The 12,710-nt window shown below is 60.3% G+C and carries 10 protein-coding genes and 1 tRNA gene; 6 read left to right on the forward strand and 5 right to left on the reverse strand.

All coding sequences use genetic code 11. The features are described from left to right. Positions 1–133, forward strand: a 133-nt coding sequence (locus tag NQ018_RS07275) for an IS3 family transposase (RefSeq protein ID WP_373566918.1), incomplete at its 5' end; no start/stop codon positions are given. Positions 134–242: 109 nt separating this feature from the next. Here the strand turns inward: NQ018_RS07275 and NQ018_RS07280 are convergent. The 5 genes from NQ018_RS07280 to NQ018_RS07300 form a co-directional block, all read right to left on the reverse strand. After that, positions 243–947 (reverse strand): hypothetical protein, encoded by a 705-nt coding sequence (locus tag NQ018_RS07280; protein WP_257060051.1) that lies wholly within the window; start codon positions 945–947, stop codon positions 243–245. Between the two features lie 235 nt (positions 948–1,182). Further along, positions 1,183–1,255, reverse strand: a tRNA-Arg gene (locus tag NQ018_RS07285). Positions 1,256–1,337: 82 nt separating this feature from the next. After that, positions 1,338–1,964, reverse strand: a complete 627-nt coding sequence (locus NQ018_RS07290; protein WP_257060052.1) for a LutC/YkgG family protein — start codon at positions 1,962–1,964, stop codon at positions 1,338–1,340. 14 nt (positions 1,965–1,978) lie between these two features. After that, positions 1,979–3,505, reverse strand: a complete 1,527-nt coding sequence (locus tag NQ018_RS07295) for a LutB/LldF family L-lactate oxidation iron-sulfur protein (RefSeq protein ID WP_257052201.1) — start codon at positions 3,503–3,505, stop codon at positions 1,979–1,981. After that, positions 3,502–4,287, reverse strand: a complete 786-nt coding sequence (locus NQ018_RS07300) for a (Fe-S)-binding protein (protein ID WP_257052202.1) — start codon at positions 4,285–4,287, stop codon at positions 3,502–3,504. Before NQ018_RS07300 ends, NQ018_RS07295 begins: the two co-directional genes overlap by 4 nt. Before the next feature lie 960 nt (positions 4,288–5,247). On the opposite strand from NQ018_RS07300, the gene NQ018_RS07305 reads away from it, so the two are divergent. The 5 genes from NQ018_RS07305 (at position 5,248) to thrB (ending at position 12,692) form a co-directional block, all read left to right on the forward strand. Then, positions 5,248–6,900 carry an L-lactate permease gene (locus NQ018_RS07305; RefSeq protein ID WP_257037625.1) on the forward strand — a complete coding sequence of 551 codons (1,653 nt, stop codon included), beginning with the start codon at positions 5,248–5,250 and terminating at the stop codon, positions 6,898–6,900. Positions 6,901–7,058: 158 nt separating this feature from the next. Further along, positions 7,059–8,729, forward strand: coding sequence for an arginine--tRNA ligase (gene argS / locus NQ018_RS07310; RefSeq protein WP_257060053.1), 1,671 nt, complete (start codon positions 7,059–7,061; stop codon positions 8,727–8,729). Between the two features lie 118 nt (positions 8,730–8,847). Further along, on the forward strand, positions 8,848–10,179 hold the full coding sequence (gene lysA, locus NQ018_RS07315) for a diaminopimelate decarboxylase (protein WP_257060054.1): 1,332 nt from the start codon (positions 8,848–8,850) through the stop codon (positions 10,177–10,179). A 235-nt stretch (positions 10,180–10,414) separates the two neighbouring features. Then, the gene (locus NQ018_RS07320) at positions 10,415–11,761 is read left to right on the forward strand and encodes a homoserine dehydrogenase (protein ID WP_257060055.1); all 1,347 of its coding nucleotides are present in this window, start codon (positions 10,415–10,417) and stop codon (positions 11,759–11,761) included. Positions 11,762–11,765: 4 nt separating this feature from the next. After that, complete coding sequence (gene thrB, locus NQ018_RS07325) at positions 11,766–12,692, forward strand: homoserine kinase (protein WP_257060057.1); 927 nt, start codon at positions 11,766–11,768, stop codon at positions 12,690–12,692. Positions 12,693–12,710 lie beyond the last annotated feature (18 nt).

A 12,710-nucleotide genomic window follows, 5' to 3' on the forward strand; every position in this document is an offset into this window, starting at 1 on the left:
TCGGAAAGTATTTTCCACGATGCTGGAATGCAGGCAACAGGTATTTAGATTCTGCGTAAGGTACAACACCAAAAGGCGTCACTCCTGGTGTGGATACCTGTCACCAAAAGAGTTTGAAGCCAAGACCGCGTGAGCTAACATAATCCCATCATATTGACCACCCGATGTGTCTACTTTCCGGGGGTCGGCCCCGTCAGTCGCCACGTCGGACGAGCACACGCTCACAGCACTGTTCGCGTTCTTCACGACGTTGCGGACAACCTCCTGTTGCATGTCCAGGACTCGGTATGTCCGTCAATCTCGGCGACTGCCTCGATACGGCCGAACGCCTCGCCGTGTCGCTCCGCGTAGCAGGCAAGACCCTGCAACTTCGCCAGCGCGTCGCTCAAGTGCGCGCCGTGCGGGTCGATAATGTTCATCTCCAAGTCGTCGCCGCGCTTGGTGGAGAAAATGAAGTCCGGGCACATCGTGCGCCACTCGTCCTCGTAGAAGTAGGGCACCACCACACTCGACGAACCGGCGCGAGAGGGGTTGCGGTACCAGAATAGGTGCTTATCGTGCGCCTGCTCGGTTTCGAGGACGTGCTGCTCCCAGGTATTCAACTCGACCGGGAGCTTTCCATTTCCGTCAGCGATGACACAGCCCGTGTACGTCGCAGCGGTGTAGACGTACTTGTCGCGAACCAGCTCACCGTCGGCAGCGCGTTCCTGCTCGTGCTGCACCATGATTTTGCTCAGCAGCACGAAGTCGGTCCTTAGCGGCTCCGCGCCGGAGGTGATGATGTGCTCGTATTGGGAACGCTCCTCGTCGGACAACGCCTTGCGCGCGGTGCGGGTTTCAGTCAAAAGGGTTCTCATCCGGGTCGCAGCGTCCACGCGCACGCGGTCCGCGACCTCATCAACCCAACCTGCGGCAACGCCTTTCAGCGTGGCGTCGTAGGTGTCCATCGGGCTCTTCGGGTCGTCGATAAGGGAGTTATGTACTTCTTGAACTGCCTGCCGGATAAGCCCGGAGGGACGTGAAATCGAACATATGAACGGCCCCGGCTCCTCATTAACGAGATTCCGGGGCCGTATTTGCCGTTTATCGGCGCTGGTAGTCCGACGGTCGGCGCGGAGGGGTCTGGAGATTAATTATCGGAACGAACATCGGCTAAACGTCCGAAAACCCCGAGTGCCTTTGTGTCCCCGACACGATTCGAACGTGCGACCTTTGGTACCGGAAACCAATGCTCTATCCACTGAGCTACGGAGACTTGGATTGCGGATTGCAACCTGGCTCATATTAGCACCCAGCAGGTGTGGCTGACCAAACCTGCTGGGAGTAGAGTTTCGCGGTTAATCCACGATCACGCAGATTAGGGTGCGAGGGCCGTGTACGCCCTCCACGCGGTTGAGCTCGATGTCTGAGGTGGCCGATGGTCCGGAGATCATGGTGTTTGGTAGCTCGTGGCTGAGCTTTGCCACCATCTCAGGGACGCCATACACCACGTTTTCCATGCGTACGATGCAGATGTGGCAGTCGGGTACGAGCGTGAGGGCGCGGCGGCCGCAGAGGTCGCCGGACTCCAGGCAGATCGTGCCCGTTTGGGCACTTGCCACGTGGGAATCCGTGACCACGGCATCAACATCATTGAGGGTGCGTGGGTCCACGGAGGTGGAGTCTGCCTCGGCGGTGCCGGAAAAACCCTCGAAGAGCGCGGGGTCGAGACCTGGCGCAAAGCGGATGTCTTTGGCGCCGCGCTCGTTGAGCACCTCCAGGATTGTCTTTCCCAGGTCCTCTGCTGAGCTGCGGACTACCTGCGCCTTGTAGTCCACAAGGCGGTCAATCAGCAATTCACGCAACTCGTCTGTGGGCAGGTCGGTGTGTTGGATGTAGTCCCTTGAGGTCTCCACACGCTCTGGGGCGTGTGCCAAAGCGTTGGCGTTGCGGATGCGCTCAAGAATCTCTGTTTTTGCGTCCATGTTTGGCACTTCCTTTACTTCGCCTGCTCGCCGTTGGTGCCTGCTTGCTTGCGCGCGTCGTCAAGCAATGCCTGGGCCTCTTCGGAGTTGAACCACTGGCGGAAGGACTTCTTTGGTGGCACGGCGGTGTCGCGGACGTTGGTCCAGCCGGCCAAGAAGCTTGGCATGTGGGTGATCTTGTGGTTGGTGCCACCCAAGATGCGGCCCATGAAGACCATCTTGGTGAGGGTGTTCCACAGCGTGGCGTTGCCCCAAGCGAGCTGCATCGCGCCCATGAGGCCGGCTTCGATCTTGGGCTTGTCCGTCTCGATCTTCTGGTGGCGCAGCTCGAGGAGGATGTCGGTGAACGGGATCTTCACCGGGCACACCTCATTGCAGCGTCCGCAAAGCGAGGAGGCGTATGGAAGGTAGGCGGAAGGATCGTGCTTGTCCTTGATGCCTGTGAGCTGTGGGGTGAGGATTGCACCGATTGGGCCGGGGTAGGTGGAGCCGTATGCGTGGCCGCCTGCACGCTCGTACACCGGGCAGACGTTGAGGCAAGCGGAGCAGCGGATGCACTTGAGTGCCTCGCGGCCAAGTTCGTTTGCCAGTACCGCAGTGCGGCCGTTGTCTACCAGCACGATGTGGAAGTTCTGGGGGCCATCGCCTTCAGTCACACCGGTCCACGTGGAAACGTACGGTGCCTGACGCTCGCCAGTGGAGGAGCGTGGCAGAAGCTGCAGGAACACCTCGAGATCCTGGTAGGTGGGCAGGATCTTCTCGATGCCCATCACGGAGATCAGGGTATCGGGGAGGGTGAGGCACATGCGGCCGTTTCCCTCGGATTCCATAATGGCCACGGTGCCGGTTTCGGCGATGCCGAAGTTCGCGCCGGAGATAGCCACCTTGGCCTTCATGAACTGCTCGCGCAGGAACATGCGGGAGGCTTCGGCGAGGTCGGCTGGCTCCGTGGTTAGGGACTCGTCGGTGTTGGGCATCTCGCGGATGAAGATGTCGCGGATCTCCGCGCGGTTGCGGTGAATTGCCGGCACCAGGATGTGGGAAGGGCGGTCGTGGCCAAGCTGCACAATGAGCTCAGCCAAGTCCGTCTCCTGGGCAGAAATACCTTCCTTGCGCAGGTGCTCGTTCAGGCCAATCTCCATGGTTGCCATGGACTTGATCTTCACCACATGCTCTTCGCCGGTCTCCTTGACCAGGCCGGCAATGATGGAGCAGGCCTCTTCCGCATCGCGGGCCCAGTGGACATGGCCACCGCGGGCGGTGACGGCCTGCTCAAACTGCACCAGCAGCTCGTCTAGGCGGGCGCCCACATCCTGCTTGATCTGGGAGCCGGACTCACGCAGTGCTTCCCAATCCTCGATTTCTGCAGTGACGCGCAGACGCTTGTCACGGATCGTGGTGGTTGCCTTGGTGAGGTTGCGGCGCTGGGTGGCGTTGTTCAGGCCATCATTTGCGGCTTTGACAAAGTTCTCGCCGAGGCGCAGCTCGGAGGTATCCGAGGCGCGAGGCGGCATGGTTGGGGTACCAAGGTGGACGCTCACAGCATGAACTCCTTCGAGTAAGCAGCCGAGGTTGGGGTCCATGGGTGCTCCTTGGTGGAGGCCAGGATCTCGGCGAGGTGGATAGCGCGGATGCCTACGTGCTGGCGCGAAAGCGAGCCAGCGATGTTCATCAGGCAGGAAGAATCGCCGCCGGTGACAAATTCAGCACCGGTGGATTCAATGTTGCGGCATTTATCAGACACCATTGCAGCGGAGGTTGCGGCGTTCTTCAGGGAGAAGGTGCCGCCGAAGCCACAGCACTCTTCCTTGTTTGGAAGGTCAATGAGCTGCAGGCCTTCCACATTCTCAAGCAGGCGGTACGGGCGGTCGCCGAGCTTGATGAAGCGCAGACCGTGGCAGGAAGGGTGATAGGTGACCTTGTGTGGGAAGAAGGCGCCCACGTTTTCTACGCCTGCAACGTCGATCAGGAACTCGGGCAGGTCCAGTGACTTCTTCGCCGCTGTGCGGGCGCCGTCGCGCAAAGCGGGGGAGCCGTAGCGCTCCGCGATGTGCTCGTGTTGCTCGCGAACAGCACCGATGCAAGAGCCTGATGGGGCAACAACATAGTCAATCGAGGAATCTGAAAACGCCTCAACATAATTTTCAATCAGTGGCACGGCTTCTTTTTGGTAGCCGGTGTTCACGTGCATTTGGCCACAGCAAGTTTGGGCTTCTGGGAAGACCACTTCATAGCCAAGGCGGGAAAGCACGAGGGCAGTTGCCTTGGAGGCATCGGGGAACATTGCATCACCGATGCAGGTGGAAAAGAGCGCAACTTTCATTATGGGTGGGGCTCCTTCTTAGTCCGTTGGGAAAATGGGTAAACGGCAAATAAATCCGTCACGCAAATTTCCCTCGTAGGGTGCGCGGCAGGTGCTTTGCCTGTCTGTTGCCATACTACCGGTTCGAACCAGTACGCTGCGTCGCAAAAACTGGCCTCTACCTGCGGCAATTACAAAACATTAATGTTGTGGAAATGCCCATGGGGGACGGCGGAGAAAGGGTATTCAACGGTTCGGGTAAGCGCCCTCATCGAAGCGTTGCGGCGCTATGCAGCGCAGATGCAGCCCGTAGCGGGAAATGAGGTGAATGCATCCAGAAAATTGCACTCTCTGGAGTATTGCCGACGTTCCTGTGAATTGCCTTCCGGCGTTGTATAAAATCTCACACCTGTATTTGGGAACGGGAAAGCAAAATCCAAAGGCGTGACCAAAATAACCTTTTTCGTCTGTGAAAACTGCGTGCAACGGGTTGCGGCGATTCCCGATTGGGCGCCCTGCCAGCAGATTTGCTTTCCATGAAGAATGGAATTTGGGGCCCAAATAGTGAGCCCGCCCGAGGTATCAACGTGGCCCTATCCCAGCGAAAAGCCCAAAATGTGGGATTGGGCACAATTGTGCAATGTTGTGAGTTAATAGACAGCGCGTAGGCTACCAAGTGCATTGGAGGAGCGGAACATCCACCCCAATTGACCTCCCAAAGATTTTGAAATCTTCAGATCGGAAAGAGGTCAGCCCCAGAGGTCAGCCCCAAAGGTCAGCCCAAAGGTCACCCCGGAAGGTCAGAAATCGGAGTGCATTTCCGCTCAGAAAAGCGCGCTTGATCGTTCCACCGAAACACGCCCTGGAGTGCTGTGACTTGGGGTCTTGGCTGCGTCGAAACGCACCGTCAAGCCCCGCACACACGCAGTACACCGGCTGGTTTCGAGAGGGGACGCTGCGAGCGCCTGTGAAAGGAGACGCATGTTTACCGCGGTAACCAACGCAGTAGGGGGAAGTCTGGGCTTAAGTGCCGCCACAGCAATCGTGCCGCTGCTGGCGTTCTTTGTGTTCCTGATGGTGCTCAAGTGGCCGGCGCATTGGTCGGCACTAGCAAGTACCGTTGTTGCACTGCTCTCCGCGATCTTCCTGTTTGGGATGCCCGCGGAGCTGAGCCTGATGGCATTTGTGCAGGGCGCCGCCTTTGGTCTCTTCCCGATTGTGTACATCATCTGGATGGCGGTGTGGATTTACGATCTCACCGTGGCTACCGGCCGTTTTGATGACTTGCGCGCGGTGTTTTCCAAGATTGGCCGCGGTGACATGCGTGTGCAAGCCATGTTGATCGGCTTCGCATTCGGCGGCCTTCTGGAGGCCCTCGCGGGATTTGGCGCCCCGATCGCGATTGTGGCCGCCATGTTGGTGGCAATCGGCCTGAAGCCCATCAAGGCTGTACTCGTGACCTTTGTTGCAAACTGTTCGCCCGTGGCATTCGGTGCGATGGGCATCCCAGTTGCAACCGGCGGTTTGCTGGCGGAAATCCCAGGTGAACAAGTTGCTGCGATGGCCGGGCGCCAGGTGTCTCTGGTGGCGCTGATCGTGCCGTTCATCTTGGCCTTCATCATGGACGGCGTCCGTGGTATGCGCCAGACGTGGCCAATGGCGCTGCTGCTGGGTGTGAGCTTTGGTGGTGGGCAGTTCATCGCCTCCAACTACTTCTCCTTCGTGCTCACGGACGTGGTTGCCTGCCTCATTTCCCTCGCGGTGGGTGTGGCGTTCCTGCGCGTATGGAAGCCGGTCACCCCGCAGGAGATGGCCTCGGAGATCGACCCTGCAACCATTGTTCTCAGCGGCAAGCAGACCGGCCTCGCGCTGTTCCCGTACCTGCTCATTGTGGTGGTCTTCTCCATCACGAGCCTGTGGCGCCTTGGTGTGGACATCCCCGCCGCGCTCAAAGCCACCGACATCCGCGTGGAATGGCCGGTCACCCACGGTGCCGTGGTGAACGCTGAAGGCGAACCCGTGACCAACACCATCTTCAACTTCAACTGGTTGTCCACCCCAGGCACGATCCTCATGATCTGCGGCCTGATCACCCTGTGCGTCTACGTGTTCACCGGCAAGAACAGCAAGTACGCGATCAGCTTTGCCGAGGGCATCGGCCACCTGGGCAAGGGCGCGTACAAGATGCGTTTCTCCGCGCTCACCATCGCCGCGGTGATGGGCCTGGCCTATGTGATGAATCTTTCCGGACAGACCGCTTCCATCGGCGCGTTCCTGGCAGCAACCGGGGCGATCTTCCCGTTGCTTTCCCCAGTCCTTGGCTGGTTGGGCACATGGGTCACAGGGTCCGCGACCTCCGCAAACGCCCTGTTTGCCCAGATGCAGGCCACTACCGCAGGTCAGGTGGGTGTGAGCCCAACGCTGCTGGTTGGCGCGAACACCGCCGGTGCCACCCTTGGCAAGATGATGAGCCCACAAACCCTGGCCATTGCCGCCAACGCCACCGGAATGCAAAACGGCGAGCGCGTGATCATGTCCGAGGTCTGGAAGTACTCCCTAGGCCTGCTGTTGTACCTCTGCATCCTGGTGTACCTGCAGTCCACGCCAGTCCTTGGCTGGATGGTGGTGGGCTAAAACCAGCAGCGGTGCCGACGCCGCCAGCGCCCCTAGGGGGCACGGCGCTCGCGCGGCGGTGCGGCATGCAGTTGCCGGGGTCCTGCTGGCATGACTGTGTTGGCTTGAGGTTGGCTTGAGTCAACTGGGTTTGAGCCTGTGGGCTAAACTAGCTCCTTATGACCCCAGCAGATCTTTCTCAACTCATTTCCACGTCTGCCGCGCAGGTGTTTGCTGCCCGCGGCTTGGATGCCGCCGCGCTGCCGGAGACGGTTGTGGTGGAGCGTCCGCGCAACCCTGAGCACGGCGATTACGCCACGAACATTGCCCTCCAGGTTGCAAAAAAGGTGGGGATGAATCCGCGCGAGTTGGCTCAGCTTTTGGCTGATGAGCTGGCGCAGCGCGAGGAGATTGAATCCGCTGAAATTGCGGGTCCTGGTTTTTTGAACATTCGCCTGGCTGCCGCGGCGCAGGGTGAAATCGTGGCCAAGGTGCTGGAAGCAGGGAGCAACTATGGTCACTCCACTGATTTAAGTGGGGAAGTGATCAACCTCGAGTTCGTCTCTGCCAACCCAACCGGCCCCATCCACCTGGGTGGTACCCGCTGGGCCGCGGTGGGCGACTCACTTGGCCGCGTGCTGGAAGCACAAGGCGCGAAGGTGACCCGTGAGTACTACTTCAATGACCACGGCCGGCAGATTGACCGCTACACCAACTCCTTGATCGCCGCTGCGCAGGGTGAGCCTACTCCCGAAGACGGCTATGGCGGTGCCTACATCCAGGACATCGCGCAGCAGGTACTTGCCGCAAACCCAGGTGTGCTGGACCTGCCTGAGGATGAGAAGGCTGAGGCGTTCCGCGCCACCGGAGTGCAGATCATTTTCGATCACATCAAGACCACCCTGCATGAGTTCGGCGTGGACTTTGACGTGTATTTCCACGAAAACTCCCTATTCGAGTCCGGGGCAGTGGAATCCGCCGTGAACAAGCTGAAAGAAAATGGAAACCTGTACGAATCTGAGGGTGCCTGGTGGTTGCGTTCCTCCAATTACGGGGATGACAAAGACCGCGTGGTGATTAAGTCTGACGGCGATGCCGCGTACATTGCCGGTGACATTGCGTATGTGGCGAACAAGTTCGACCGGGGCCACACCCTGGCCATTTACATGCTGGGCGCAGACCACCACGGCTACATTTCACGCCTGCGGGCGGCAGCAGCAGCGATGGGCTATGACCCCTCCCGCGTGGAGGTGCTCATTGGCCAAATGGTGAACCTGGTCCGCGACGGCAAGGCAGTGAGGATGTCCAAGCGTGCCGGCACCGTGATCACCCTGGATGACCTGGTGGAGGCTATCGGCGTGGACGGCGCTCGCTATGCGTTGGTGCGTTCCTCCGTGGACTCTTCCTTGGACATCGATTTGGCGCTGTGGGAATCCCAGAGCTCGGATAACCCGGTGTACTACGTGCAATACGGCCACGCGCGGCTGTGCTCCATTGCGCGTAAGGCGGCTGAGCTTGGCTTGGGCGTGGAAAACTCCGGCGCCGGGGCGGAGCTTGATCTCAGCCTGCTCGTGCACGAGCGTGAGGGCGATCTGATCCGCACCCTCGGCGAGTTCCCGGCCGTGGTGAAGGGCGCTGCTGATCTGCGCGAACCTCACCGCGTTGCCCGCTACGCCGAGGAGCTGGCTGGTACCTTCCACCGCTTTTACGATTCCTGCCAGATCCTGCCAAAGCAGGGCGAGCAGGCTGAGCCAATCCACACCGCCCGTTTGGCGCTTGCAGCCGCAACCCGCCAGGTGCTGGCAAATGCCCTGGGCTTGGTCGGTGTGAGCGCTCCTGAGCGCATGTAATGAAACGCCCCCAAGTAGCCGCGCCTTCTAAGGCCTTGGGCCTTGGGGGCGTGGTTCAGCCAAATTCCAACCGCAACTCTATTCCGCGCCCACTGATCAAGGGAGAGCCCGCACCACTATGACTGACTTCAACACCATCCCCGCGCACGTGTGGCCCATTGGCGCGCAGCGAGTGGAAGGGCAGGTGCAGATTGGCGGCGTGGGGCTCGCTGATCTGGCCGCCGAGTACGGAACGCCGCTGTTTGTGGTGGACGAAGATGATTTCCGAAGCCGCTGCAGGGCGATGGCGCGAGCCTTTGGCGGCGCGGAGAACGTGCACTACGCCTCCAAAGCGTTCTTGAGTATGCGGATTGCCAAGTGGGTGGAAGAAGAGGGGCTGAACTTGGACGTTGCCTCGCTCGGCGAGCTACAGGTGGCCCTGCGAGCGGGGTTCCCGGCCCAGCGCATCACCGCGCACGGAAACAACAAGGAAGAGGCCTTCCTGCGCACCATCGTTGCCGAGGGCGTGGGCCATGTGGTGCTGGATTCCCACACTGAACTGCACCGTTTGGCGCAGGTGGCGCAGGAACTGAGTAAGGAGCAGGAGGTGCTGGTCCGCGTGAAGCCTGGCATCGAGGCCCACACCCATGAATTCATTGCCACCAGCCACGAGGATCAAAAGTTTGGCTTCTCCTTGACGTCTGGCTCTGCCTTCGCGGCGGCCAAGGCGGCCATCGAATTGCCAGGATTGAAACTGGTTGGCCTGCACTGCCACGTGGGTTCGCAAGTCTTTGATGCTGAAGGCTTCAAGTTGGCGGCGCAACGCGTGCTGGGGCTACAACGAGAAATCCATAACTCACTGGGCGTGGACCTGGAGCTGCTGGACCTCGGTGGCGGCTACGGCATTGCTTACACCGAGGACGAGCAACCTTTGGACGTGGATGCGGTAGCTCAGGACTTGCTGAAGGCAGTGCGCGCGGAAGCGGAGGAGCTCGGTGTGGCGCCGCCGCGGGTATTGGTGGAGCCTGGGCGGGCCATCGCTGGGCCTTCTACCGTGACGGTATATACCGTGGGCACCGTGAAAGACGTGCACATCAGCGACACCGAAACACGCCGCTACCTGGCCGTGGATGGGGGGATGAGTGACAACATCCGCCCAGCGCTGTACGAGGCGCAGTACGACGTCCGCGCTGTGGGCCGGACTGTAGAGGGAGAATCTGTGCCAACGCGGATCGTCGGTTCGCACTGCGAAAGCGGCGACATCCTGATCAACGATGCCGATCTTCCGCAGGACATCGCGGAAGGGGACCTGGTGGCTCTGGCTGCGACGGGCGCCTATTGCTACGCCATGAGCAGCAATTACAACATGATGACCAAACCTGCGGTGGTGAGCGTGAGCGGCGGGCAGGCGGAACTCATGCTGCGCAGGCAGACCGTTGAGGACTTGATTGCGCTTGAGGCTGGCAATTGAGAAATTGAGGCCGCATCCCCCGCATAATTCGCGGTTTTCGCTGCATGCAGTACACTCTTTAGTTCATAACCCGCAGCGCAAATTTTGTGTTAGTCGCGGGTGAATGCACCATATTTGTTGTTTCACCGTTGTTGAAATCCAGTTGAAAACCCCCGTTCAACAATGCGTCTCCTCACTGCGAATGGTTTTCCCATGCGCAGCGCGGGGAGGCAGTTAACTCGAATGAAGGATCACCATGACTGCTACTTCTGCTCCCAATAGTGCCGCCACAGGCGCCGTTTCCACCTCCCAGGTTGGTATTGCGATTCTTGGCTACGGCACCGTGGGTTCGCAGGTGTTGCGCCTCATGCATGAAAACGCTGACGCATTCTTCCACCGCATCGGCGCCGAGGTAGCAGTGCGCGGCGTGGCGGTTTCCAATGTGGAAAAGCACAAGGGGTCCCTGGCTGATGAGCTGGGCCTGCTCACCGATGACGCCCGCGCACTGATCGCGCGTTCCGACGTTGACCTGGTGGTGGAGGTCATCGGTGGCATTGATTACCCCCGTGAGCTCGTGCTGGACGCATTGCGAGGTGGCAAGTCCGTGGTGACCGCAAACAAGGCTCTGGTTGCGGCACACTCCGAGGAGCTGGCAAAGGCGGCTGAAGAGTCCGGTGTGGACCTCTACTTCGAGGCTGCTGTTGCGGCCGCTATTCCTGTGGTTGGCCCGCTGCGCCGCTCTCTGGCTGGTGACCAGGTGCAGTCTGTAGCAGGCATCGTGAACGGCACCACCAACTTCATCCTGGACGCCATGGATTCCACCGGCGCTTCCTACGATGACATGCTCGCAGAGGCAACGCGCCTGGGCTACGCGGAGGCCGACCCAACCGCTGACGTTGAGGGCCACGATGCGGCGTCGAAAGCCGCCATCTTGGCATCCTTGGCGTTCCACACCCGCGTGACCGCCGACGATGTGTTCTGCGAGGGCATCACCAAAATCACCGCTGATGACATCGAGGCTGCGAAGTCCGCAGGGTACACCATCAAGCTCCTGGCTATTTGTGAGCGCCTCAAGGATGCCGAGGGCAATGAGTTCGTCTCCGCCCGCGTCCACCCAACCTTGGTGCCCCGCGAGCACCCTTTGGCGAGTGTGTCCAAGTCTTTCAACGCAGTGTTCGTGGAGGCAGAGGCCGCTGGCCGCCTAATGTTCTACGGCAACGGTGCAGGCGGTAACCCAACCGCATCAGCGGTGCTCGGTGACATTGTGGGTGCAGCACGCAACAAGGTCACCGGCGGCCGTGCACCAGGGGAGTCCACGTACGCGAACTTGCCAATCGCGAGCTTCGGCGACGTGCCAACCCGCTACCACATTGACCTGGAGATCGAAGACCGTGTGGGCGTGCTCGCCGAGCTGGCAAAAACCTTTGCTGAGCATGGCGTTTCCCTGCGCACCCTGCGCCAAGAGGAGAAGAACGGCGGCGCGCGCCTGATCGTGGTCACCCACACCGCCACAGAGCGCGAGTTGGCGCAGACTGTGGAGGTTATCGCCAAGGCTGACTATGTGAAGCACGTCAATTCCGTTATTCGTTTGGTAAGCGAGTAGACCGATGTCCGTTGAGCTTTCTGTAGGCAAAAAAGTTTCCGTGACCGTCCCAGGTTCCAGCGCGAACCTTGGCCCTGGTTTTGACACGCTTGGCCTTGCCGTGGGCATTTATGACACGGTTGAGGTGGAAGTCATCGCCTCTGGCCTTGAAGTGGAGGTCTTCGGTGAGGGCCAGGGCGAGCTGCCTCTGGATGGTTCGCACTTGGTTGTGAAGGCAATCCGCTCAGGTTTGGCGGCTGCCGACGTCCACGCGCCAGGGCTGCGCGTGGTCTGCCACAACAACATTCCTCAGTCCCGCGGCCTCGGGTCTTCCGCCGCGGCGGCGGTAGCGGGCGTGGCTGCGGCGAATGGGCTCGCCGGGTTCCCGCTGAGTGACGCCCAGGTGGTGCAGCTTTCTTCCGCTTTTGAAGGCCACCCGGACAACGCTGGCGCCTCCGTGCTTGGCGGCGCGGTGGTTTCCTGGACTGAGGTGCCAGTGGATGGCCGCACCGAACCGCAGTTCAAGGCGGTGAACATCCCCGTTCACTCGGACATCAAGGCGTTAGCGCTTGTGCCTTCTTTCCACGTTTCCACAGAGGCGGTGCGTCGTGTGCTGCCCACGGACATCACACACCTGGATGCCCGCTTTAATGTGTCCCGCTGCGCGGTGATGACCGTAGCGTTGCAGCAGGACCCTTCGCTGTTGTGGGAGGGCACCCGAGATCGCCTGCACCAGCCGTACCGCGCAGACGTAATGCCCGTGACCGCCGAGTGGGTGAACCGCCTGCGCAACCGCGGGTACGCCGCCTATCTTTCCGGCGCAGGCCCAACCATCATGGTGCTTGGCACGGAAGACGTGGCCCAGAGCCTGCTCGACGAAGCACGCGAGCAAGGCATTCGGGTGCTCCCGCTTGAGGTTGCCGGCCCCGTTGAGGTGAAGGTGCTCAAGTAAGCCCGGCCTCAAGGGAAG

The sequence above is a fragment of the Corynebacterium kozikiae genome, from assembly GCF_024580965.1.
Lineage (GTDB): Bacteria > Actinomycetota > Actinomycetes > Mycobacteriales > Mycobacteriaceae > Corynebacterium > Corynebacterium kozikiae.

Bases quoted from the DNA above. Each gene is read 5' to 3' on its own strand.
- NQ018_RS07280 (WP_257060051.1), bottom strand. From the start codon at position 947: ATGGACACCTACGACGCCACGCTGAAAGGCGTTGCCGCAGGTTGGGTT.
- NQ018_RS07290 (WP_257060052.1), bottom strand. From the start codon at position 1,964: ATGGACGCAAAAACAGAGATTCTTGAGCGCATCCGCAACGCCAACGCT.
- NQ018_RS07300 (WP_257052202.1), bottom strand. From the start codon at position 4,287: ATGAAAGTTGCGCTCTTTTCCACCTGCATCGGTGATGCAATGTTCCCC.
- NQ018_RS07305 (WP_257037625.1), top strand. From the start codon at position 5,248: ATGTTTACCGCGGTAACCAACGCAGTAGGGGGAAGTCTGGGCTTAAGT.
- argS (WP_257060053.1), top strand. From the start codon at position 7,059: ATGACCCCAGCAGATCTTTCTCAACTCATTTCCACGTCTGCCGCGCAG.
- lysA (WP_257060054.1), top strand. From the start codon at position 8,848: ATGACTGACTTCAACACCATCCCCGCGCACGTGTGGCCCATTGGCGCG.
- NQ018_RS07320 (WP_257060055.1), top strand. From the start codon at position 10,415: ATGACTGCTACTTCTGCTCCCAATAGTGCCGCCACAGGCGCCGTTTCC.
- thrB (WP_257060057.1), top strand. From the start codon at position 11,766: ATGTCCGTTGAGCTTTCTGTAGGCAAAAAAGTTTCCGTGACCGTCCCA.